This window comes from Vogesella amnigena (genome assembly GCF_042648905.1).
In the GTDB taxonomy this organism is placed as follows: Bacteria; Pseudomonadota; Gammaproteobacteria; order Burkholderiales; family Chromobacteriaceae; genus Vogesella; species Vogesella amnigena.
Map to the genome: position 1 here is coordinate 104,169 of NZ_JBHRYH010000009.1, position 21,682 is coordinate 125,850.

Genomic DNA, 21,682 nt, shown 5'->3' on the forward strand with positions numbered 1-21,682 from the left:
TTCAACAGCATCCAGCCCACACATAGACATACACCCCTCACAACCACCCCTGCCCACAAAGCGCGCCAAACACCAGCACCCGGCCGCTTGCGGCCAACCTGCCGGGCGTTACAAGCAACGCCAGCACCAAAACAGCCCGCACAAAAAAAGAAACCCGCCGAAGCGGGCCAAGGACTTGCAGATAGCAAACAGCAAAGCAACGATCCGTACCCGAAAGTACGGCACAACAACAACTGCAGCGCTAGCCGCCAAGCCGCTGCAACAGCGTGGCCAGCATGGTGTCGCAGGCGGACAGCTGCTCCAGCGCCAGCCATTCGTCCGGCTTGTGCGCCTGGTCTATGCTGCCCGGCCCCAGCACCACGGCCGGAATGCCGACGCGCTGCGAGAACAGCCCGGCCTCGGTGCCGAAGGCGATCTTGGCCGGGGCGCGATCGTCGCCCAGCAGCGATTGCACGAAGCGCACCACCGCACTATCCGGCGCGGTAAGCAGGCCGGGGTAGCTGCTGCGCTCGACAAACTCGAAACCGGCATCCGGGTCCACCACACGCATTGCCGGCAGCAGTTGGCCGCGGGCGTAGTGGAAGATGGCGTTCAGCAAGGGCTGCGGGTCATCCTCCGGCAAGTGGCGGATTTCGAATTCGAATTCGCTGGCGGCCGGAATGATGTTCAGCGCGGTGCCGCCATGCATCTTGCCCACGTGCAGCGTGGTGTACGGCACCTCGTACAGCGGGTCGAACGGCCCGCAGGCCTCTCGCTCGCGTGCCAGTTGGCGAATGAAGGTGATCAGCTCGGCGGCGTACTCCACCGCGTTCACCCCGGCAGCCGGGTTGCTGGAGTGGCCTTCCTTTCCGCGCAGCTTCACCTGGTACGCCACCTTGCCCTTGTGCGCCGCCACCAGCCGCATCAGCGTGGGCTCGCCGACAATGGCCATCTGCGGCAGCACCGGCAGCCCGCCCAGCACGTCCAGCAGACGGCGCACGCCGATGCAGCCGATCTCCTCGTCGTAGGTGAGCGCGATATGCAGCGGGGTGTGCAGCTTTGCGGCCGCAAACGCCGGCACCGCGGCCAACACTGCGGCGATGAAGCCTTTCATGTCGGCGCTGCCGCGGCCATAGGCGCGGCCGTCGCGGACATCGAGACAAAATGGATCGCTGCTCCAGTGCTGGCCGGTAACCGGCACCACGTCGGTATGCCCGGCCAGCATCACACCGCCACGATCGGTGGGGCCGATGGTGGCGTAGAGGTTGGCCTTGCTGCCCTCCTCGTTGCTTACCAGCTGGCTGGCGATGCCGTACTGCGCCAGGTAGTCGCGCACGAAGTGGATCAGCGCCAGGTTGGAATGCTGGCTGACGGTGTCGAAGCCCACCAGGGTCTGCAGCAGGCCGAGCGAAGAATGTTGCTCCATCATGGGTCTCCTGCCACACCGTAGCTGGGGGCATCCTGCGGCGATACGGCGCGGGTGACGTAGGCCGCCATCTGCGGCTGGTAGCGTTGCCACAGTGCGGCCAACTCGGCCACCGGTGCGCCGTCGCTCCAGTCGATGCGCAGGTCGACACTGGGCCATTCGGTATCCCCCGTGGCCAGCAGGCCGGCGGCATGAATCGGCCCGGCCTCGCCACCGGCATCCACCGCCGCTTGCAGCGCCGCCAGCAGCCGCTCTGGCAGGCTGCCGCTGCTGGCTTCGAACGCATCCACCATGGCCTGCGGCACCTGCGGGCTGGCCAGCAGGTTGCCGCCGGCGGCGCAATCCCGCCCGGTAGCCGCACCGTACACCCCCAGCGCGTGGCTACCGGTGATGACCTGCGGCGTGCCATGCAGCGGCGCCAGCACCAGCTGGCGCCAGTCGATGAACGGGTCTGCGGCCAACAGGCTGGCACGCAGCGCATCGCCTTCCTGCCCGGCAGCCATCTGCGCCAGCGCCAGCCGGCCCAGCATGGGGTTGGTCACATTCTGGCTCAGCGCGGCGCCGGCCCCGGCGCGCACATTGGCGCAGCGGCTGGCCACGGCAATGCTGGACGAGGCCACGGCCACGCCGACCATGCCGCTTTGCCGGCAACGGGCAGCGATGGAAAAGGTCATCAGCTACGCTCCTCGGGAATCACGGCGGTCACGTCGATTTCCACCAGCCATTCCGGGCGCGCCAGCGCGGATACCACCAGGCCGGTGGATACCGGGTACACCCCCTTGAGCCACTTGCCCACCACCTGGTACACCGCTTCGCGGTAACGCGGGTCGATGATGTAGATGACGATCTTGCAGATGTGCTCCAGGCAGCTGCCGGACTCTTCCAGCAGCATCTTGATGTTGGACATCGCCTTTTCCGCCTGCGCGGTGACATCGCCGATGCCTACCGATTCGCGGGTTTCCAGGTCCTGGCCGATCTGGCCGCGGACGAACACGATGTTGCCGGCCACCACTGCCTGGCACAGGTCGTTGTTGAGGTTCTGCTCCGGGTAGGTTTCCTTGGTATTGAACGGGCGGATACGCTTGTGGATCATGTTTGTCACCTTGTGATTGTGTGTGTTGGGCTGCAGGTGCCACGGGCCGCACCGGCGACCCGTGGTTGTTGATCAGACTTCTGCCGGTACCGCCGCTGCGGCTTGTGCGCGCTGGCCGGCGTCGCGATAGGCGGCGTATTTGCGCTGGGTGGCGATGTGATCGGCGATCAGCTTGGCGTCGTGCCATACCCCCCAGATGAAGGTGGAACCGCGGCGCGTCAGCCACGGCAGGCCGACGAAGTACACTCCCGGCTCGCTGGATACGCCGCGCTGGTGCTGCGGCTTGCCCTTGTCGTCGAAAGCATTCACCTGCAACCAGCTGTAATCCTGGGTAAAGCCGGTAGCCCAGATGATGCTGCTCACCCCGGCGGCGGCGAGGTCCAGCTCCAGCACCGGGTTGGAAAGGCAATCCGGGTCCGGCAGCATGCGGCGCGCTTCCGGCTCTTGCGGCAGATCCAGCCCGTTACGTGCGATGTAGGCATCGGCCGCATCCAGCAGCGCCAGGTAGTTGGCATCGCCGCGGGCAATGTTGGCCGCAAGGTCCGGCTGGAAGCTCACCACGCCGCTATCGAACGCCTTGGTCATGCCTACCAGGGTGATGCCCTCATGTGCCAGGCGACGGAAATCGATGGTTTCGCCACCCCGTGCGCCACTCACCGCGATGGTGACGTGCTCGGTGCCAGGTTTCATCGCCGCGGCGTCCCACTCGCCCAGCACGCCCAGCCACCAGCAGAAGTCGCGGCCACGGTAGGCGCGCGGCGGGCGGTCGTGCGCGCCTACCGACAGGTATACCTTCCTGCCGGCACGCCGCAGCTCGTCGGCGATCTGCACGCCGGAGGAGCCGGCGCCCACCACCAGCACCGCACCGGCCGGCAGCTGCGCCGGGTTGCGATACTGGGCGGAGTGGATCTGCAGCAAGCGGTCGTCCCTGGGTGCCACCGCCGGAATCACCGGCTTCTGGAACGGGCCGGTAGCAGCGACCACGCGCGCTGCCTCGAACACGCCGGCCGAGGTTTCCACGGTAAAGCCAGGGCGGCCAAGGTTACGGGTGACTTTCTTCACTTCCACCCCGGTGCGGATCGGGGCGTTGAATTTACGCGCATAGGCTTCGAAGTAATCCGCCACCTGTTCCTTGGCCACGAAGGCATCCGGGTCGGCATCGAAAGCCAGGCCAGGAAAGCGGTCGTGCCAGGCCGGGCCATTGCACACCAGCGAATCCCAGCGCTCGCTGCGCCAGCGCTCGGCGATGCGGCTGCGTTCCAGCACGATGTGCGGCACATCGAGCTTGCTCAGGTGTTCGCTCATGGCCACGCCAGCCTGGCCGGCGCCGATCACCAGCGTGTCCGTTTTTTCGATTGCCATCTTGCTCTCTCCTGTTGAGCGGGTTGACAAGGGCAGTCTACGGAGCCACGCTGAATACCGAAAATATATAAATTTTCTACAAAGGATAACTTCAGATTATGCAATACACCCTGCGCCAACTGGCCTACCTGGTGGCGGTGGCCGAGCACGGCAGCGTGACCGCTGCGGCCAACGCGCTGTATACCTCGCAACCCGGCGTGTCCAACGCCATTGCCCAGCTGGAGGAAACCTTCGGCCTGCAGTTCTTCGTGCGCCACCATGCGCGCGGGGTATCGCTGACGCCGGCCGGGCAGAGTTTCATTGCCGCCGCGCGCAACCTGCTACACCACGCCGACGACCTGATGCAGCAGGCGCAGGAAATCAGCCAGTCGCTGCGCGGCACGGTAACGCTGGGCTGCTTCACCACCATGGCGCCCATTCTGCTGCCCGGCCTGCTAACCGCGTTGCGCGACGCCTATCCGGAGCTGGAAGTGAACCTGCTGGAAGGCGACACCCAGCAGCTGCAGGCGGCGCTGCTGGGTGGGCAGATCGAGCTGGCGCTGCTGTACGACCTGGGGCTGCCGGACACGCTGCACAAGTTGCCCTTGTCCGGCGCCCGCCCCTATGTGCTGGTGGCGGCGGATCACCCCCTGGCCGCGCGTGGCCAGGTGTCGCTGGCCGAGCTGGCCGACGAGCCGCTGGTGCTGCTGGACCGGCCGCACAGCCGTGAATACTTTCTGGGCTTGTTCCGCCAGCTGGGGCTGGAGCCCAAGGTGCGCCACCGCACCATCAACTTCGAGCTGGTGCGCGGGCTGGTGGCGGCGCATTTCGGCTATGCGCTGCTGAACCTGCAGCCCAAGGTGGATGTGAGCTACGACGGTGGCAGGCTGGCCTGCCTGGAGATTGCCGACGACGTGCCCAAGCTGCCCATCGTGCTGGCCTGGCCACAGGAGCTGAAGCTCACCCGCAAGGCGGAGGCGCTGCGCGACAGCTGCCTGCAGCTATGGGGTACGCCGGCCAGCGCCTAGCGGCCTGGCGCGGCAGCCTAGCGGCACAAGCTCTCGCAGGGTGTTCCATCGTGGTTGGCATCCAGCTGGCGCTGGCCGCAGACCTGCAGCTGGTAACGCGCCTCGTCGCAGCTGCGCAGCTGGCTGCAGCGCGGTTTGCTGCCGCACTGCCAGCCATTGTTGACCGGTGGCGCTGGCGCCGGCGTGGCGGGCGGAGCCGGCTCGGCAGGTTGGCTGCGGCCAACCCGTTCGCCACGGCGCCAGTCCCATGGCGCCACCGGGCGCGCATCCGCCCACAAGCCGGCACGCTCGGCACGTGCGCTGCGCTCCGCCGCGTAGTAGGCCGCCTCGTGCGCATACTGCCGGTATACCCAGGCCCAGCCGTCGCTCACCTGCTGCCGGTTGATGTCCAGCTCCCCCAGCCACACCCGCGCCACCAGCCTGCCGTACTTGTCGGTCTCCTGCCGCTGCAGCCGCACCTCGCGGCCGAACACCCGTGCCGCCAGCGCGTACTTGGCACGCTGGCCAAAGGGCTGCGCCTTTTCCGGGGCGTCGATCTGCCCCAGGCGCACGGTGGTGCGCCGCAAGCCTGCCAGGCACTGCAGCGTGTCGCCATCCAGCACCGCCACCACCCGGCACTGCATGTCTTGCGCCGCCGCCACCGCTGGCATGGGCAGACTTGCGGCCAACAGCAGGCCCGACAGCAAGCACCTCATGCCGCACCGCCTTCCGCCAGCAGCTGGCGGCGGTAGCGATCCGGCGTGATGCCGATCTGCCGCACGAACATGGCAATGAAGGCCGACGGCGTGGCATAGCCCAGCTCGGCGGCAATATCGCTTACCGTGCGCCCCTGCTTGAGCCAGCCCAGCGCCTGCAGCAGCCGCAACCGGCTGCGCCACTGCACGAAGCTCATACCCAGCAGCTGCGCAAAGCGCCGCGCCAGCGTGCGCTCGGTGCTATGCACCCGCTGCGCCCATTCCGCCAGCGTGGTGGCATCGCCCGGCTGGGCGCGCATGGCCAGCAGGATGGGCAGCAGCAGGCGGTCGTCGCTGTCCGGCAGGTAGTCGTCCACGCTGCCGGCCTGCTGCAGCCGGTGCAGCAGCAGCTGCGCCTGCGCCACATCCCAGCTGTCACTGACGGTATCCAGCCCGCGCTGGCAAAAGTCGTCCAGCAAGGCGCGGATCAGCGGCGTCTGCGCGATCAGGCAGGGTTCCGCCGGCAGCGCGGCGGCGGCATCGTGTGCCACGTATACCGAGACATAATCCAGTGCCTGGCGGATATGCGCGGCGTGCGCCACGCCGGCCGGAATCCACACCAGGTAGTCGGCCGGCGCCACCAGCACCCGCTGCGGCAGCTGCAGCTCCAGCAAGCCCAGGCTGATGCGGTTGAGCTGGCCCCAGGGGTGGCGGTGCCAGTCGAACTCGGTATCGGCCTGGTATTGCTCGTAGCGGAAGGTAAGCGGTGCCGGCGGCGGCAATGCCCGATCGACGGCGCTGAACGGTAGTTCGGAGAGAGACATGGCGAAATGGTGAACTTGTCGCATGTGCGGCATGATTTTGTCAGGTTTGCATTATATGCCACGAACCAGACAACCTTACACTAGCAGCATTGTTTTCCTGGAGCCGAAAATGCTGGCGCTGTTTCCCCTGCTTGCCGTGCTGATCTGGTCGGCCAACACCGTGGCCTCCAAGGCGGCAGCCGTCGTGTTCGACCCGGCGGCGATCTCGCTGTACCGCTGGCTGCTGGCCGCCGTGGTGCTGACGCCGCTGTTTGCCCGCCCGCTGTGGCGGCAACGCACGCTGCTGCGGCGCCATCTGCCGCAGCTGGCCGTGCTGTCGCTACTGGGCATGGTGGCCTCGCAAAGCCTGGCCTATTACGCCGCCCACCTGACCACCGCCACCAATATGGGCGTGTTCACCACGCTGATTCCGCTGCTGAGCCTGCTGCTGGGAGCATTGTTCTTCCGCCAGCCCATCACCGCTGCCGCCGTCGCCGGGGTAGTGTTGTCGCTGGCTGGCGTGTGCTACCTGATGGGTGCCGGCAACCCGCTGTTCCTGCTGCAGCACGGCGTGAACCACGGTGACGCCATGATCGTGCTGGGCTCGGCCGCCTATGCGCTGTACGGGCTGCTGTACCGGCACTGGGCGCCGCCGCTCGGGCAATGGCTGAATCTGTATAGCCAGGTATTGCTGGCGGTACTGATGCTGCTGCCGCTGGCCGCCACTGCCGACAGCCTGGCGATACCGCTGGCCGGCATCCCGGTGCTGATCGTGGCCGGTATCGGTTCCTCGGTGGTGGCCGCCTATCTGTGGATGCTGAGCATCCAGCGTCTCGGCAGCGAGCGTACCGCCATCTTCATGAACCTGCTGCCGCTGCTCACCGCGCTGCTGGCCAGCGTCACACTGGGCGAAACCATCCACCCCTACCACTGGATAGGCGGCGGGCTGATCCTGGCCGGGGTAAGCCTGAGCCAGCGCAAGCCAGCGGCCAAGCCGCAAGCCCAAGCCGCCTGAACAGGCTGGCCTGCCGCAGCAATGACAAAGCCCCCGGCACATGGCGCGGGGGCTTTCAGGCTGCTGACAAACTACCCACTTACGGGTCACCGGACCCGGCGAAGCCGGGCCGCTCCTGCCAAGCCTTTGAATCGGCAGCCTTCCTGTTTACAAAACAAAGTCCTCTTGCCGGGCAAGAGGACTTTGTCAACACTCTCAAAGCCCCCGACACATGGTGCGGGGGCTTTGTTCATCATTCCAGCGTCGGCTCAGTCCGGCGCATCCATGCTGCTGGCTGCCGTCACCAGCAGGATGATGGTCAGCAGCAACAGCATGATCAGCACCAGCGTGGTGTATTCCATCTGCGTTCCCCTTGTTCTTGTTGTCATGCATTCTTACTTCAGCTGTTATCGAACGCATGCAGCACAACTTGAGGGGGCATGTCCTTTCAGGCAGGTAGCGGCCGCTGCAGAAACGCCGCAATGCGCTGGTAGTTGGCCGCGCATACCTCGGGCAGCAGCGCCTCCAGCAGCATGAAGCCGTGGATATGTGCCGCCTCGCAGTGGTAGTCCACCGCCACACCCGCGGTGGCGAGCTTGGCGGCGTAGGCGGCGCCTTCGTCCAGCAGCGGGTCGAAGCCGCCGGTGATCAGCAGCGTGGGCGGGTGTGCAGCCGTTACCGTGCCATGCAGTGGCGAAGCGGCTACCCGGTCTCCGCCCAGGCGGAAGTAGTGCTCGAAATACCAGCCGATGCGCTCTGACTCCAGCAGGTGGCCCTGCCCCAGGCGCTGGATCGACGGCTGGGTCAGGGTGTAATCCACGCTGGGGTAGATCAGCAGCAGGCGATCGCAAGCCAGCGCCGGGTCATGCTGGCCGCGCTGCGCCAGGGTGGCAGCCAGCGCGGCGCCGCCGGAATCGCCACCCAGCGTGCGTTCGCGCCGGTAGCGCACGCCGGCGGCATCCAGCGCCGGCCAAAGCTCGCGCAGCACCAGCGCCACGTCGTCCAGCGCCGCCGGGTACGGGTTTTCCGGCGCCAGCCGGTATTCCACCGCCACCACGATATGGCCGCTGCTTGCGGCCAACCTGCGGCATACCGGGTCGTAGCTGCTGACACTGCCGGCCATGTGGCCGCCGCCGTGGCAGTACACCAGCACCGGCCGCGCGTCGTCAGGCGCCGGGTGATATATGCGCAGCGGCACCGGGCAGTCGCCGCCCGCCACCATCGCCTCGTTCACCCACGGCAGCTTCGGGCCGGGCGTCACCATGGCGGCAATCAGCCCGGCCAGCGCCTCGCGCGCGCCGATCGGGGTGGCCACCCAGCCTGCGGCCAGGCGCTCGGCCTGCGCCGCGTTCACCTTGCCCAGCCAGGCCGCCACCGTGGCGTCGAGTTCAGCCATGTTTCTGCTCCTGCATGTGGTCGCGCTGCGCCAGCGACGGGAACCAGCGCATCCATAATTTCACTACCAGCAGCGTGCCGGCACCGCCAGCCACCACCGCCGGCACGGTGCCGAACAGGGAGGCGGTAACGCCGGACTCGAACTCGCCCAGCTGGTTGGAAGCGCCGATGAACAGCGAGTTGACCGCATTCACCCGCCCGCGCATCTCGTCCGGCGTTTCCAGCTGCACGAAGGTGCCACGAATCACCACGCTGATGATATCGGACGCGCCCAATACCATCAGCGCCAGCAGCGACAGGCCAAAGTGGGTGGACAGGCCGAAGGCGATGGTGGCCAGGCCGAACACCGCCACCGCGGCGAACATGGTGCGGCCAACCTTGCGCTCCACCGGGTTGCGCAGCAGCCAGGCCGACATCGCCAGCGCGCCCACCGCCGGTGCGGCGCGCAGCAGGCCCAGGCCCCAGGCGCCGGTATGCAGGATGTCGGCGGCGAATACCGGCAGCAAGGCGGTGGCGCCGCCCAGCAGCACCGCGAACAGGTCCAGCGAGATGGCGCCAAAGATGTCCGGCCGGCTGCGGATAAAGCGCACCCCGGCCAGCAGCGAATCCAGTGTCACTCGCCGGCTGTCCGCCAGCCGCTGTTGTGCTGGCAGGCCCAGCACCAGCAGTGCGCCAGCCAGGAACATCAAGGCATCCAGCCCGTAGGTGAACGGCGCGCCCACGGCAAACAGCAGGCCGCCCAGGGCCGGCGCCACGATGGTAGCCACCTCGTTGGCCGAAGCCGCCGCCGCCACGGCGGACGGCAGCAGCGCCGGCGGCACGATATTGGGCAGCAGCGACTGCATGGTGGGCATGTCGAAGGCGCGGCAGGTGCCGATCAGCACCGACACCAGGAACAGCAGCTCGCGGCTGACGGCCGGACCGACGCCGGCACTGCCGGCCAGCAGCAACAACGCCGCCACCGCCTGCAGCGCCATGCTGATGGAAACGATGACCCGCCGCGGGTAGCGGTCGGCCACGGTGCCGGTAACCAGCACCAGCAGGATGCGCGGCAGAAACTGCAGCAGCCCCACCAGGCCCAGGTCCAGCGTGCTGCCGGTGAGGCTGTATACCTGCCAGCCCACCGCCACGCCCATGATCTGGAAACCGCCGGTAAGCAGCAGCCGCGCCAGCCAGAAGCGCCAGAACGGGCGGCAGTGCCGCAGGGAAGAAGGGGAATCGCTGTGCAGGTTCATATCGGCAGACGGCTCGGGTGGGGGCAACAGCCTACTCCCGATTGCTGCACCGCGCCATAGGTGACCGCTGTACAGACTGTTCGGCAAATCTCCGCCATGCCCCTGCTTGCGGACAGCTTGTCCACCACCATGTGAGCGCTATCATGCACAGTCTGCACCGCCGCCACCCCGGCGGCTCCACCTCCCGCCTGCAAGGACGCAATCGATGGAACTCCGACCACTTGGCCGCACCGGCATACATGTCAGCCTGATCTCGCTGGGCACCATGACCTGGGGCGAGCAGAACAGCGAAGCCGAGGCCCACAGCCAGCTGGATCTGGCGCTGGAGCGCGGCATCAACCTGATCGACACCGCCGAGATGTACCCGGTGCCGCCCAAGGCCGAAACCCAGGGCCGCACCGAAAGCCATATCGGCAGCTGGCTGGCCAGGGGCGGCCGCCGCGAACGCATCGTGCTTGCCAGCAAGGCGTCGGGGCCGAGCAACGACCCCAAGCGCCCCGGCCATATCCGCGATGGCAAGGTGCACTTCGACCGCGCCAACCTGACCCAGGCGCTGCACGACAGCCTGCGCCGGCTGCAGACCGACTACCTGGACCTGTACCAGCTGCACTGGCCGGACCGCAGCACCAACTACTTCGGCCAGCTGGGCTACCCGTGGCAGGAGGATGCGCCGGGCAGCGTGGCCATCGAGGAAACCCTGCGCGTGCTGCAGGACTTCGTGGCCGCCGGCAAGGTGCGCGCCATCGGCCTGTCCAATGAAACGCCGTGGGGCGTGGCGCAGTTCCTGGCGCTGGCCGAGCGCTACGACCTGCCGCGCGTGGCCAGTATCCAGAACCCGTACAGCCTGCTCAACCGAAGTTTCGAGGTAGGGTTGGCCGAATTCAGCCACCGCGAACAAGTGGGCCTGCTGGCCTACTCGCCGCTGGCCTTCGGCGTGCTGTCCGGCAAATACCTGCAGGGGCAGCGCCCGGATGGCGCGCGGCTGACGCTGTTCGACCGCTTCACCCGCTACACCAACCCGCAGGCGGAAGCGGCGACCGCGCGCTACGTGGCGCTGGCGCGCGAGCGCGGGCTGTCGCCGGCGCAGATGGCGCTGGCGTTTGTGAACAGCCGGCCATTCGTGACCAGCAACATCATCGGCGCCACCACGCTGGCACAGCTGGAGGAAAACATCGCCAGCGCCGAGCTGGCACTGGATGCCGACACCCTGGCCGCCATCGAGGCCATCCACCAGGCGATTCCCAACCCGGCGCCGTAAGCCGGCCGGCCCTTACTCGTCTGAAAAGCGCTGGGCGATGGCGCGGAATTCCTCGCTGATGTCGACGAAGGCATCCACCATGTCCGGGTCGAAGTGCTGGCCGCGGCCGGCGGTGATCATCGCCACCGCCTGCTCGTGCGGGAACGGCGGCTTGTATACCCGGCGCGAAATCAGCGCGTCGTAGACATCCGCCACCGCCATCAGCCGCGCCGACACCGGAATGGCATCGCCGGCCAGCCCTTCCGGGTAGCCGCTGCCGTCCCATTTTTCCTGGTGGTAGTTGGCGATTTCGCGCGCCAGGCGCAGAAAGCTGCTGGGCGCATCCAGCAGCTTTTCCGCGGTGACAATCGCATCGCGCCCCAGCGTGGTGTGGGTCTTCATGATCTCGAACTCTTCCGGCGTGAGCTTGCCGGGCTTGAGCAGGATGGCATCGGGAATCCCCACCTTGCCGATGTCGTGCAGCGGCGCCGACTTGTACAGCATGTCGATGGTGTCGTTGTCCAGCACGCTGCAAAAGCGCGGATGCGGCTGCAAGGCCCTGGCCAGCGCGCGCACATAGTTCTGGGTGCGGCGGATGTGGTTGCCGGTTTCGTGGTCGCGCGTCTCGGCCAGCGATGCCAGCGCCATGATGGTGACATCCTGAATCACCTGCACTTCCTGGGTGCGCTGCTCCACCTCGCGGCGCAGGAAGGCAGCCTGATCCTCCAGGAAGTCCGCCGCCGCTTTCAGCTTCATATGGGTGCGCACCCGTGCCCGCACGATGGGCGGCGAGATCGGCTTGATGATGTAATCCACCGCGCCGGCATCGAAGCCGGCCTGCTCATCCTCATTCTCGCCCTTGGCGGTAAGAAAGATCACCGGGATGCCGGCGGTGCGCGGGTCCTGCTTCAGCTGCCGGCATACGGCAAAGCCGCCGATGCCGGGCATCATCACGTCCAGCAGCACCAGGTCCGGCAACGGGTCGTCCGCCAGCAGCTGCAATGCCCGCTCGCCGCTGTTGGCCACCAGGATGCGGTAGCTGTCCTTCAGCAGGCCGTACAGCAGGGTGAGGTTCTCCGGCGTGTCGTCGACGATCAGCACCGTCTGCCGACTCAGGGTCTTCATCATGGCGCGTCCTCCTGCCAGCCAATGCCGGCCTCCGCCGCCGCCTGTTGCAGCCATTGCCGCGCGGCGGGAAAGTCGAACTGGCGCAGCGCCTGGTCAAAACCGGCAAATGCCGCCGCCGGCAACATCGCGCGCAGGCTGGCGCCGTGCTCCAGGAAGATGCCCAGCGCATCACCATCGCTGGCCGCCAGCAACTGGTCCAGCTGCCGCAGCAGCGGTGCAATATCACCGGTGGCGCCATTGGATTCGCCTTCTTCCTGCGCCAGGGCATCCTTGAGCAGCATCACCACCCGTTGCAGCTGCTCTTCGAAATCCACCAGCAACGGCGGGTACTCCTCGCCTTGCTGGATAGCCAGCTGCAGGCTGGCGGCCACTGCCTGCAGCCGCAGGAAACCCAGTGTGCCGGCCAGCCCTTTCAGGCTGTGCACGATGCGCACCGCGGTATCTTGCTCGCCCTCCGCCAGCGCCACGGCGACACGGTTGGCCGCATCGCTTTCCTCGGCCACGAACTGCCGCAGCAGGTGCAGGTACAGGCTGCGGTTGCCCGCCACGCTGCCAAGGCCGGTGCTCTGGCTGAGTACCGCCTGTATTGCCAGCGGGGCCCGGGGTACTGCCGCCACGGCGGCGGCCGGCCCGCTCTCGGCCTCGGCCTCGGCCCTGGGCTGCACCCAGCGCAGGATGGTGTCGAACATCACGTGCGGGTCCACCGGTTTCAGGATGTGATCCACCATGCCGGCGGCCATGCAGTTGTCGCGCTCGGTGGCCTGCACGTCGGCGGTCATGGCGATGATGGGCAGATCCAGCAGCCGCGGGTCACCACGGATCAGCCGCGCCGCCTCGATGCCGTCCAGCAACGGCATCTGCACGTCCATCAGCACCAGGTCGTAGGCATCCGGCCCGTGCTCGGCCAGGCGGATCACCGCATCGCGGCCGTTATCCACCACGTCCACACTGCCACCGGCCGCCTGCAGCAGCTCCACCGTGAGCTGCTGGTTGATGCGGTTGTCTTCCGCCAGCAGCACCCGCACCCCGGCCAGGCTGGGCAGCGCCAGCGCCTGCCGCCCGCCGCTGCCCTCGCTGTGGCCGCCCACCAGGCCCAGAATCACATCCAGCAGCGAGGACTGACTTACCGGCTTGACCAGGAAGCCATCCACGCCGACTGCCTCGGCCTGGGCGCGCACGTCGTCGCGGCCAAAGGCGGTCACCATGATGATTTTGGCGCCATTGAGCGCGCGGATATGGCTGGCGGTTTCGATGCCGTTCATCACCGGCATCATCCAGTCCACGAATACGATGTCGAACGGATGGTCCATGCTGGCCTGGCGGTAGATCTCCAGTGCCTCGCGCCCGGAGGCGCAGGTGCTGACGGCAAAATCCAGCCCGCGCAGCTGCTCGGACAGAATGTCGCGCGCCGAGGCATTGTCGTCGATCACCAGCACCCGCAAGCCGCGCGCATCCTCCGGCAGCGCCTTGCCGTGGTGGTTGACCAGCGCGGACACACCCAGCCAGGCACTGAACTGGAAGCTGCTGCCCTGGCCAGGCTCCGACTCCACCTGGATGCTGCCGCCCATCAGCTCCACCAGCCGCTTGACGATGGCCAGCCCCAGGCCGGTACCGCCATATTTGCGGGTGGTGGAGCCATCCGCCTGGCTGAAAGCCTGGAACAGCCTGGCCTGCTGCTCCTCATCCATGCCGATGCCGGTATCGCGCACGGCAAAGCGCAGCAACACCTTGTCGCCCACCTGCTCGCGCAACTGGATGCTGACCGTCACCTGGCCACGCTCGGTGAACTTGATGGCATTGCTGAGCAGATTGGTGAGCACCTGCCCCAGCCGCAGCGGGTCGCCAACCAGGTTCTGCGGTACCTCGGTACCGCATTCGAACAGCAGCTCCAGCTCTTTTTCGGCAGCGCGCTGCCCCACCAGCGACGACACGTTTTCCAGCACGTCGTCCAGCCGGAAGCTCACCGTCTCCAGCTCGATGCGGTCGGCCTCTACCTTGGAAAAATCCAGAATGTCGTTGATCACGCCCAGCAGCGAGGTGCCGGCGTTGTGGATCTTGCTGACGTAATCGCGCTGCCGCATGCTCAGCTCGGTTTTCAGCGTCAGGTAGGACATGCCGATGATGGCGTTCATCGGTGTGCGGATCTCGTGGCTCATATTGGCCAGAAACATGGATTTGGCGCGGGTGGCGTCCTCCGCCTCGCGCTTGGCCTCGCGCAGCGCCGCCGCACTCTGCGCCAGCCGGGTATACAGCAGGCCGTTTTCCAGCAGCAGCACCACCAGTACAAAGCTGGCAGCCAGCAGGCCGTAGATGCGACCGGCGTAGAAGCCCAGGTCGAAGCGGCCGCCATTGAGCACCGCGGACAGCGCGATATCGCACAGCCAGGCAAACGTCACCACCGCCAGCCACAGATCCAGCACCGTGCGCCGCCGCCGCAGGGTAAGCAGGAAGGCCAGCAGGCTAAGGCTCCAGGTGCAGGCCACCACCCCCAGCATCACCGGGGTATAGCGGTTGCCTTGCATGATGGCCGGCAGGTAGGGATGCCCCAGCGTGGCTATGGCCGTCAGCACCACGGTGAGCAGCAGCACCAGCACGCAACACAGCAGGATGGCTTGCGCGGTGCGCAACCGTGACGGCTGCTCCCCGCCCTGCTGCGCCAGCTGGGTATACCACATCACCAGCAAGGGAAAGCCGCCATGCCAGAACATGTACAGCCAGGCGGTGGTCTGCGGCCCGGCCCCCAGCAGACCGCCAGGGGCGAACAGGTCGGGAAAGCTCAGCGCATGCACCACCGCCATGCAGGCGGTGAACAGATAGGCGGCGGCCAAGGCCAGCAAGGCCAGCGCCCGCAGGATGTAGAACTGGCCGAACAGCAGCACTGCGGTAATCAGGTCATTCACGATCAGCGCCGACTGGTAAGCCGGGATGAACGCCCACACCTTGCCCAGCGGCAATTTGGCAAACGGCACCAGCAGCACACACAGCAAGGCGGACAGGCCGATCGCCATCAACATCAGGCGTTGCTGGGTAGCGGAAGGCGCAGCGGTAGAGAGGAAGGCGAACCCCTCGTACTGCCGTGGGGTAGATCGCTGCATAAGGCGGGCTTCTCGAAAGGCGTTGCGTCACTACGCGCAACGAGTCCTTTCTATGTAGCACAAATGCTTAAATAATCATTCGACATTTATCGATATTGATCGCCGTATCTTTATCGACAACACGCCATGGTGCTAATCCGCCACAGCCATGGCAGCCCCCTGCTCGCCTCCCTAGCCAGCCAGCACGATGCGGCCAACACCCGTGGCCAGCGCCTCCAGCGCCGGTAGCGGTTTGGCGCTGCGCTCGGTTATCAGCACATCGATGCGCTGTGGCGTGCAGAACACCACCCGGCTGCCCACACCCAGCTTGCTGCTGTCCGCCAGCAGCACCAGCCGCGCGGCGTTGTCCACCATGGCGCGCGCCACGGCGGCCTCCTGGTGGTCGTAATTGCTGGCGCCGCGCCCTGCTTCCACCCCCACCGGCGAGATCAGCGCCACATCGGCGCGGTAGCGGCAGATTTCCGCCACCGTGTCGGCACCCAGCGTGGAAGGCGCGCGCGCGCCCAGCGTGCCACCCAGCACCACCACCCGGTTGGGCGGCAGCTGGCTGTCGGCGGCATCGCGCAGCGTCAGCGCCACGTCGAAGGAATTGGTAATCACCGTCAGGCCGCCAAAGCGCGCCAGCTCTTCGGCCAGGATCGCCGTGGTGGTGCCGGCATCCACAAACACGGTCTGGCCGTGCGTCAGCTCGGCCAGCGCCGCACGGGCGATGGCGCGCTTGGCTGCCACGTTCTGCTGCGCGCGCTCGGCGATTGGCGCCTCGTCCCCGATACAGATCGCGCCACCGTGGGTGCGCTTGAGCAGGCCCAGTTTTTCCATGGCCACCAAGTCGCGGCGCACGGTTTCGCGCGATACGCCAAGCTCGGCCACGATGCGCTCGGTGCTGACGCGCTGCAGGCTGTGCAGCAGGCCGCGTATGCGCTGATAGCGCTCTTCTTGCCACATGGCAGGCTCCATTCGCAGTGTCGTGCTGGCATTGTGTCGGCCGGCGGCGGGCTGTCAAGCCTGCGGCGACGGCATAGTGTCGCGTCGATGTTACGGCCATCGCGTGTAAATTTGTGGCAATTGTGTAATTTTGTGGAAATGATGTGCGCTTATGCCATTCAATGTAAGCGCCGTGCGCCGCTTGCCGCGCCGGCCGACCACCGCCCACCACCGGGCCCTACACAGGGAGAGTCAACATGCAGCGCCGTCAGTTTCTGAACCGTCTCGCCGCCGTATCCGTCAGCAGTACCTTGTTGCTCAAGAGCGGCATCGCCGAAGCCGCCAGCAGCGGCCCGGTAACCGCCCCCACGCTGGACCCGGCGCGCTGGTCGCCGCTGAATGCCAGACGCCTGCAGCTGGTGCTGGACCAGCACGGCGTGAAGAGCAAGCAGTACAACGCGAAACAGCGCCCGTACGCGGTGTTCGACTGGGACAACACCTGCATCATGAACGACTGCGAAGAAGCGCTGCTGATGTACCAGATCAACCATCTGCAGTACAAACTGACGCCGGATGAATTCGTGGCAGTGATGTGGAAGGACGTGCCAAGGGGCCAGTTCATCAAGGACTACAGCACGGTGGACGGCAAGCCGGTAACCATGGAAGACCTGGCGGCCGACGTGGAAGCCGATTACCGCTGGCTGTACGCCAACTACAAGGGCCTGGCCGGCAGCATGAGCCTGGAAGAAATCCAGACCAGCGACCAGTTCCAGGATTTCCGCGCCAAGCTGTACTTCATGTACGACGCCATCTGTGACAGCCATCCGCTGGAAGTCGGCTACAAGTGGATCATCTACTTCTACAAGAACATGAGCACCGCCGAGCTGCAGGCCATGGCCGAGGCATCGAACAACCTCGCTATCGGCGATGCGCTGCGCAAGGTGAAGTACCAGAGCCCGAAAACCCTGCCGGGCAAGGCCGGTGTGGTGACTGCCACCCATTTCCACGGCATTCGCATCCATGAAGAAGTCCGCGCGCTGATGCATGCGCTGCGCGCCAACGGCATCGATGTCTATGTCAGCACCGCCTCGATCGACGACGTGGTACGGGTATTCGCCAGCCACCCCAACTACGGCTACGGCGTGCCGCCGGAGAATGTGATTGGCCTGCGCCTGACCATGCAGGATGGCAAATACACCGACAGCTACAAGGCTGGCTGGCATTTCAACTGGGGTCCGGGCAAGAGCGTGGGCATCCGCAACGAGCTGGTGGCGGCCAAGGGCTACGGGCCGGTGCTGGTGGCCGGCGACAGCGACGGCGATGCCTGGATGCTGCGCGACTTCGCCGACACTTCGGTAGGCGTGATCGTAAACCGCATGAAGAAAGGCGAAATCGGCGCCGACAGCAAGCTGGCCGCAGAACAGGTCGGCAACCCGCAGGCACGCTTCATCCTGCAGGGGCGCGATGAGCACACCGGCCTGATGCTGCCGGATGAAAAATCGCTGAAGTACGGCAAAACCGAGCGCAAGCTGCTGGCGTAAGCGGGGTTGGGCAGCCAGCGCTAAACCTGACGCCAGGGCCTGCTGGCTGCCTGCAACTAACCACTCAGCGCCATCGCCGCCGGCTGCGCTGCCGGCGACAGGCGCTCGCTGATCAGCGGGCCGGACAGCAGGCTGGCCTGCAGCGACCGAGCCAGTGCATGCATCTGGCCACAACTCACCTCGTCCACTCCCAGTGCAAACCCCTGCAGCAACAGTGAAGGCAGCAGGACTTGCAGTTGCTGACGCACACTCGGGTACACCACCGCCAGCCGGCTGTAGCGCGGGTCCAGCACCAGCGCATCCGGCTCCAGCGTCCACAGCGCCAGCAGGTCATTCGCGCCGGCGCCAAAGCCGCCCAGCGCCACCGGGTGCTGCAGCGCGCGGTAGCGCGCCAGCAGGCTGCGGCCAGCTTCCACGGTAGCGGCATCGACAAACAGCAACAGCCGCAGCTGCGCCGCCGGCAATGCCAGCACATCCAGCAGCTCGGCAGTGAAATCGACAATGTGCTCGCTGTGCGCCCGACAGATGCGCGGGTCGAGGTCGATGCGCAGACCGGTGTTACTACCATGCCGCCCGACATGGTTCAGCAGATGCAGCACGCGGATCAGCCGCAGCAGCGCCAGGGTTTTCTGCTCGGCGTAGTTCATGGCAAACAGCCAGTCTGCGGGAATGGCCTGCCCGAACTGGCCATGGATGCGCAGCCGCGCCGCGTAATGGGAGAACACCTCGCCGCCGTCGTGGCTGCGCGCCAGCGGGAAGAACTCGCTGCTCAGCCACCAGCCATCGAATTCGGCAAATACCTCGCGCTCGTTCCACTGCAGGGTTACCGGGCATGGCATGGCGGCCAGCAGCCGGCGACAGTGCTCGATATGTGCCGGCTGGAAGCCGGCCGGATAGTTTCTGGCTTGCTTGAAGCGTTTCATGGTACGACCTGGTTGCTTGCTGGCCGTTACTGTAGCCAGTTTACAGGCGCCGGCTTATTCGAAGATTCGCCAAGCTTTGCAGCCAAACTGGATTGGCAGCTTATCGAAATTTCCGCAGAGCAAATCGGGGGCGGCCGATATGCAATGGCTATTTTCTTGTTTCACCAGCGGCAGGGTTTGCTTCTTAAATGGCGCATCACCAACGCCAATCCGAGGATCCGCACCATGACCCGCCCCATTCTGAGCACCCTGTTTATCTCGCTGGCCCTGGCTGCCGGCTTTGCCCATGCCGACGATGGCGTGACCATTGCCTTCCAGACCGGCGTCGACCCGTCCAAGGTGGCGCAGGCCAATGGCGACTATGAAAAAGCCACCGGCAAGAAGATCAACTGGCGCAAGTTCGAAAGCGGCGCCGAAGTGATTACCGCGGTGGCCTCCGGCGACGTGCCGATCGGCAATATCGGCTCCAGCCCGCTGGCAGCCGCCGCCAGCCGTGGCCTGCCGATCCAGACCTTCCTGGTGACCGGCATCATCGGCGAATCCGAGGCGCTGGTGGTGCGTAACGGCAGCGGCATCAACAAGCCGACCGACCTGGTAGGCAAGAAGATCGCCGTGCCCTATGTCTCCACCACCCACTACAGCCTGCTGGCGGCGCTGAAACACTGGCAGGTGGATGCCGGCAAGGTAAACATACTCAACCTGCGCCCCAGCGAGATCGCCGCCGCCTGGCAGCGTGGCGACATTGACGGCGCCTATGTGTGGGAGCCGGCGCTGGGCAAGGTGAAGGCCAACGGCAAGGTGCTGACCAGCTCGGCCGAGGTCAGCAAGTGGGGCGCGCCCACCTATGACCTGTGGATCGTGCGCAAGGATTTTGCCCAGAAGAACCCGGAGTTCCTCAAGCAGTTCGTCAAGGTGACCGGCAGCGTGTTCGAGCGCTACAACAAGGACCCGAAAGGCTTTGCCGCCGATGCGGCCAACGTGGACAAGATCGCCCGCCTCACCGGCAGCAAGCCGGAGGAAGTGTCGCTGCTGCTGCCGGGCAACCGCTACCCGTCGCTGAAGGAACAGAGCGCGCTGCTGCAGAAGCCGTTCGTGAAGGCGGTGAGCGATACCTCGGCGTTCCTGAAATCGCAGGGCAAGGTGGACAGCGTGCAGGCCGATTACAGCCCGTACGTGACCAACCAGTTCATCAACGCCGCACTGCGCTGATCGGGTAGCCACATGAGCCTGCTGCAAGTAGACCAGCTCAGCGTGCACTACCCGGGGCAGGCCCAGCCTGCCCTGCAGCAGGTGTCGCTGGGGCTGTCGGAAAACGAGTTGCTGGTGGCGCTGGGGCCGTCCGGCTGCGGCAAGAGCACGCTATTGAACGTGCTGGCCGGCTTTGTCGCCCCCAGCCATGGCAGCGTGCAGTTCGACGGCCAGCCGGTGCGCGGCCCCGGTGCCGAGCGCGCGGTGGTGTTCCAGCAGGACGGCCTGCTGCCGTGGCTGGACGTGACCGGCAACGTGGCCTTCGGCCTCAAGCTGCAGGGCGTGCCGGCAGCCGAGCGCGCCGCCATCGTGGCCGATACCCTGCAGCAGGTGGGGCTGTCCGCCGCTGCCGGCAAGCAGGTGTGGCAGCTGTCCGGCGGCATGCGCCAGCGGGTGGGCATTGCCCGCGCGCTGGCCAGCCGTTCGCGCGTACTGCTGATGGACGAGCCGTTCGGCGCACTGGATGCCTTCACCCGCGAACAGATGCAGCAACTGCTGCTGCAGGTGTGGCAGCAGTCGCGGCGCGGCATTTTCCTGATTACCCATGACATCGAAGAGGCGCTGTTCCTGGCCAGCAGCCTGGTGCTGATGTCGCCAGGCCCCGGGCGCATCGTGCAGTACCTGCAGCCTGGCTTCAGCCAGCGCTTCCTGGCTGGCGAGAGCGTGCGCGCCATCAAGTCCGACCCGGAATTCATCACCCTGCGCGAGCAGCTGCTGGCCAGCCTGACCCGCGCCCAGCAACAGGAGACGGCATGAGTCAGCCCCGCGAACATACCCTGCCGGCGGCAGCCACGCCGCCAGTCAATATCCCGCCGGGCAAGGCTGCACGTCCGCGCCCAGCGTTGGCCGCATGGCAGTGGAGCAGCCTCAGCGTGGCCAGCCTGCTGCTGGTCTGGTGGGCGATAAGCGCCAGCGAGCTGGTGCCGGCACTGTTCCTGCCCTCGCCCGCCGCCGTGGCCGCCAAGTTTTACAGCCTGGTCACCCAGGGCTATATGGACGCCACGCTGCAGCAGCACCTGGCCGCCAGCCTGCAGCGCATGCTGCTGGCCCTGCTGGCCGCGGTGGTAGTGGGCGTTCCGCTGGGCATTCTGATCGGCAGCTTTCCGTTGCTGCGCCACTGGCTGGACCCGGTGATCGAGTTCTACCGCCCGCTGCCGCCGCTGGCCTACCTGCCGCTGATCGTGATCTGGTTCGGCATTGGCGAGCTGTCCAAGGTGCTGCTGATCTTCCTGGCGATACTGGCGCCGGTACTGATCGCCACCACCCATGGCGTGGCCAGCGTGCACCACATCCGCCAGCAGGCCGCGCTGTCGCTGGGCGCCAGCCGCCGCCAGCTGCTGTGGTACGTGATGCTGCCGGGCGCGCTGCCGGACATCCTCACCGGCATCCGCATCGGTCTGGGCGCCGGCTGGTCCACGCTGGTGGCCGCCGAGCTGGTGGCCTCCACCCGCGGCCTGGGCTTCATGGTGCAGTCGGCGGCGCAGTTCCTGGGCACCGACATCGTGGTGCTGGGCATCATCGTCATCGCGCTGGTGGCCTTCAGCCTGGAGCTGGCACTGCGCCGCCTGCAGCGGGCGCTGACGCCATGGCATGGCAAGTCTCTATAGAACCACCCCGC

The 21,682-nt window shown here is 66.3% G+C and carries 19 protein-coding genes; 7 read left to right on the forward strand and 12 right to left on the reverse strand.

Translation table 11 applies throughout. The features are described from left to right. Positions 1–241: 241 nt before the first annotated feature. The 4 genes from argE to ACFOKJ_RS04090 form a co-directional block, all read right to left on the reverse strand. Complete coding sequence (gene argE, locus ACFOKJ_RS04075) at positions 242–1,408, reverse strand: acetylornithine deacetylase (RefSeq protein ID WP_390276830.1); 1,167 nt, start codon at positions 1,406–1,408, stop codon at positions 242–244. Beyond that, positions 1,405–2,079, reverse strand: coding sequence for a DUF1028 domain-containing protein (locus ACFOKJ_RS04080; protein WP_390276831.1), 675 nt, complete (start codon positions 2,077–2,079; stop codon positions 1,405–1,407). Before ACFOKJ_RS04080 ends, argE begins: the two co-directional genes overlap by 4 nt. Beyond that, entirely contained in the window at positions 2,079–2,498 is a 420-nt protein-coding gene (locus tag ACFOKJ_RS04085; RefSeq protein ID WP_390276832.1) for a RidA family protein, read from the reverse strand. Before ACFOKJ_RS04085 ends, ACFOKJ_RS04080 begins: the two co-directional genes overlap by 1 nt. A gap of 72 nt (positions 2,499–2,570) precedes the next feature. Next, on the reverse strand, positions 2,571–3,860 hold the full coding sequence (locus ACFOKJ_RS04090; protein ID WP_390276833.1) for a flavin-containing monooxygenase: 1,290 nt from the start codon (positions 3,858–3,860) through the stop codon (positions 2,571–2,573). A 98-nt stretch (positions 3,861–3,958) separates the two neighbouring features. On the opposite strand from ACFOKJ_RS04090, the gene ACFOKJ_RS04095 reads away from it, so the two are divergent. Continuing rightward, positions 3,959–4,867: a LysR substrate-binding domain-containing protein gene (locus ACFOKJ_RS04095; protein ID WP_390276834.1), complete on the forward strand. Its 909-nt coding sequence runs from the start codon at positions 3,959–3,961 to the stop codon at positions 4,865–4,867. Between the two features lie 17 nt (positions 4,868–4,884). Here ACFOKJ_RS04095 and ACFOKJ_RS04100 read toward each other — a convergent pair whose 3' ends face one another. Both ACFOKJ_RS04100 and ACFOKJ_RS04105 read right to left on the reverse strand, forming a co-directional pair. Continuing rightward, the gene (locus ACFOKJ_RS04100) at positions 4,885–5,562 is read right to left on the reverse strand and encodes a thermonuclease family protein (RefSeq protein WP_390276835.1); all 678 of its coding nucleotides are present in this window, start codon (positions 5,560–5,562) and stop codon (positions 4,885–4,887) included. Next, on the reverse strand, positions 5,559–6,365 hold the full coding sequence (locus tag ACFOKJ_RS04105; RefSeq protein WP_390276836.1) for an AraC family transcriptional regulator: 807 nt from the start codon (positions 6,363–6,365) through the stop codon (positions 5,559–5,561). The genes ACFOKJ_RS04100 and ACFOKJ_RS04105 overlap by 4 nt, the downstream gene beginning before the upstream one ends. 109 nt (positions 6,366–6,474) lie before the next feature. On the opposite strand from ACFOKJ_RS04105, the gene ACFOKJ_RS04110 reads away from it, so the two are divergent. Then, positions 6,475–7,359, forward strand: coding sequence for a DMT family transporter (locus ACFOKJ_RS04110; RefSeq protein WP_390276837.1), 885 nt, complete (start codon positions 6,475–6,477; stop codon positions 7,357–7,359). A 427-nt stretch (positions 7,360–7,786) separates the two neighbouring features. Here ACFOKJ_RS04110 and ACFOKJ_RS04115 read toward each other — a convergent pair whose 3' ends face one another. Next, positions 7,787–8,734, reverse strand: coding sequence for an alpha/beta hydrolase fold domain-containing protein (locus ACFOKJ_RS04115; protein ID WP_390276838.1), 948 nt, complete (start codon positions 8,732–8,734; stop codon positions 7,787–7,789). Further along, on the reverse strand, positions 8,727–9,968 hold the full coding sequence (locus tag ACFOKJ_RS04120; protein WP_390276839.1) for an MFS transporter: 1,242 nt from the start codon (positions 9,966–9,968) through the stop codon (positions 8,727–8,729). Before ACFOKJ_RS04120 ends, ACFOKJ_RS04115 begins: the two co-directional genes overlap by 8 nt. Positions 9,969–10,173: 205 nt before the next feature. On the opposite strand from ACFOKJ_RS04120, the gene ACFOKJ_RS04125 reads away from it, so the two are divergent. Next, the gene (locus tag ACFOKJ_RS04125) at positions 10,174–11,226 is read left to right on the forward strand and encodes an NADP(H)-dependent aldo-keto reductase (protein WP_390276840.1); all 1,053 of its coding nucleotides are present in this window, start codon (positions 10,174–10,176) and stop codon (positions 11,224–11,226) included. 12 nt (positions 11,227–11,238) lie between these two features. Here ACFOKJ_RS04125 and ACFOKJ_RS04130 read toward each other — a convergent pair whose 3' ends face one another. From ACFOKJ_RS04130 to ACFOKJ_RS04140, 3 genes are all read right to left on the reverse strand, one after another. Further along, the gene (locus ACFOKJ_RS04130; protein ID WP_390276841.1) at positions 11,239–12,333 is read right to left on the reverse strand and encodes a response regulator; all 1,095 of its coding nucleotides are present in this window, start codon (positions 12,331–12,333) and stop codon (positions 11,239–11,241) included. Further along, positions 12,330–15,428 carry a response regulator gene (locus tag ACFOKJ_RS04135; RefSeq protein WP_390276842.1) on the reverse strand — a complete coding sequence of 1,033 codons (3,099 nt, stop codon included), beginning with the start codon at positions 15,426–15,428 and terminating at the stop codon, positions 12,330–12,332. The genes ACFOKJ_RS04130 and ACFOKJ_RS04135 overlap by 4 nt, the downstream gene beginning before the upstream one ends. Before the next feature lie 171 nt (positions 15,429–15,599). Continuing rightward, a complete protein-coding gene (locus tag ACFOKJ_RS04140) occupies positions 15,600–16,373 on the reverse strand; it encodes a DeoR/GlpR family DNA-binding transcription regulator (RefSeq protein WP_390276844.1) in 774 nt (257 codons plus the stop codon). A gap of 236 nt (positions 16,374–16,609) precedes the next feature. On the opposite strand from ACFOKJ_RS04140, the gene ACFOKJ_RS04145 reads away from it, so the two are divergent. Beyond that, positions 16,610–17,893, forward strand: a complete 1,284-nt coding sequence (locus tag ACFOKJ_RS04145) for a haloacid dehalogenase-like hydrolase (protein ID WP_390276845.1) — start codon at positions 16,610–16,612, stop codon at positions 17,891–17,893. A 56-nt stretch (positions 17,894–17,949) separates the two neighbouring features. Here ACFOKJ_RS04145 and ACFOKJ_RS04150 read toward each other — a convergent pair whose 3' ends face one another. Beyond that, positions 17,950–18,816 carry an EAL domain-containing protein gene (locus ACFOKJ_RS04150; protein ID WP_390276846.1) on the reverse strand — a complete coding sequence of 289 codons (867 nt, stop codon included), beginning with the start codon at positions 18,814–18,816 and terminating at the stop codon, positions 17,950–17,952. A 225-nt stretch (positions 18,817–19,041) separates the two neighbouring features. Here ACFOKJ_RS04150 and tauA point away from each other — a divergent pair, with 225 nt between their 5' ends. From tauA to tauC, 3 genes are read left to right on the forward strand one after another with little or no spacing between them, the layout of a single operon-like run. Further along, positions 19,042–20,025 carry a taurine ABC transporter substrate-binding protein gene (gene tauA / locus ACFOKJ_RS04155; RefSeq protein ID WP_390276847.1) on the forward strand — a complete coding sequence of 328 codons (984 nt, stop codon included), beginning with the start codon at positions 19,042–19,044 and terminating at the stop codon, positions 20,023–20,025. A 12-nt stretch (positions 20,026–20,037) separates the two neighbouring features. Continuing rightward, complete coding sequence (tauB, locus tag ACFOKJ_RS04160; RefSeq protein ID WP_390276848.1) at positions 20,038–20,820, forward strand: taurine ABC transporter ATP-binding subunit; 783 nt, start codon at positions 20,038–20,040, stop codon at positions 20,818–20,820. Beyond that, complete coding sequence (tauC, locus tag ACFOKJ_RS04165) at positions 20,817–21,671, forward strand: taurine ABC transporter permease TauC (protein WP_390276849.1); 855 nt, start codon at positions 20,817–20,819, stop codon at positions 21,669–21,671. The genes tauB and tauC overlap by 4 nt, the downstream gene beginning before the upstream one ends. Positions 21,672–21,682: the final 11 nt, after the last annotated feature.

Coding starts and splice junctions, on each gene's coding strand:
- ACFOKJ_RS04120 (WP_390276839.1), bottom strand. CDS start 9,968: ATGAACCTGCACAGCGATTCCCCTTCTTCCCTGCGGCACTGCCGCCCG.
- argE (WP_390276830.1), bottom strand. CDS start 1,408: ATGATGGAGCAACATTCTTCGCTCGGCCTGCTGCAGACCCTGGTGGGC.
- tauC (WP_390276849.1), top strand. CDS start 20,817: ATGAGTCAGCCCCGCGAACATACCCTGCCGGCGGCAGCCACGCCGCCA.
- ACFOKJ_RS04115 (WP_390276838.1), bottom strand. CDS start 8,734: ATGGCTGAACTCGACGCCACGGTGGCGGCCTGGCTGGGCAAGGTGAAC.
- ACFOKJ_RS04105 (WP_390276836.1), bottom strand. CDS start 6,365: ATGTCTCTCTCCGAACTACCGTTCAGCGCCGTCGATCGGGCATTGCCG.
- ACFOKJ_RS04100 (WP_390276835.1), bottom strand. CDS start 5,562: ATGAGGTGCTTGCTGTCGGGCCTGCTGTTGGCCGCAAGTCTGCCCATG.
- ACFOKJ_RS04110 (WP_390276837.1), top strand. CDS start 6,475: ATGCTGGCGCTGTTTCCCCTGCTTGCCGTGCTGATCTGGTCGGCCAAC.
- tauB (WP_390276848.1), top strand. CDS start 20,038: ATGAGCCTGCTGCAAGTAGACCAGCTCAGCGTGCACTACCCGGGGCAG.
- ACFOKJ_RS04090 (WP_390276833.1), bottom strand. CDS start 3,860: ATGGCAATCGAAAAAACGGACACGCTGGTGATCGGCGCCGGCCAGGCT.
- ACFOKJ_RS04135 (WP_390276842.1), bottom strand. CDS start 15,428: ATGCAGCGATCTACCCCACGGCAGTACGAGGGGTTCGCCTTCCTCTCT.
- ACFOKJ_RS04125 (WP_390276840.1), top strand. CDS start 10,174: ATGGAACTCCGACCACTTGGCCGCACCGGCATACATGTCAGCCTGATC.
- ACFOKJ_RS04130 (WP_390276841.1), bottom strand. CDS start 12,333: ATGATGAAGACCCTGAGTCGGCAGACGGTGCTGATCGTCGACGACACG.
- tauA (WP_390276847.1), top strand. CDS start 19,042: ATGACCCGCCCCATTCTGAGCACCCTGTTTATCTCGCTGGCCCTGGCT.
- ACFOKJ_RS04140 (WP_390276844.1), bottom strand. CDS start 16,373: ATGTGGCAAGAAGAGCGCTATCAGCGCATACGCGGCCTGCTGCACAGC.
- ACFOKJ_RS04150 (WP_390276846.1), bottom strand. CDS start 18,816: ATGAAACGCTTCAAGCAAGCCAGAAACTATCCGGCCGGCTTCCAGCCG.
- ACFOKJ_RS04145 (WP_390276845.1), top strand. CDS start 16,610: ATGCAGCGCCGTCAGTTTCTGAACCGTCTCGCCGCCGTATCCGTCAGC.
- ACFOKJ_RS04085 (WP_390276832.1), bottom strand. CDS start 2,498: ATGATCCACAAGCGTATCCGCCCGTTCAATACCAAGGAAACCTACCCG.
- ACFOKJ_RS04080 (WP_390276831.1), bottom strand. CDS start 2,079: ATGACCTTTTCCATCGCTGCCCGTTGCCGGCAAAGCGGCATGGTCGGC.
- ACFOKJ_RS04095 (WP_390276834.1), top strand. CDS start 3,959: ATGCAATACACCCTGCGCCAACTGGCCTACCTGGTGGCGGTGGCCGAG.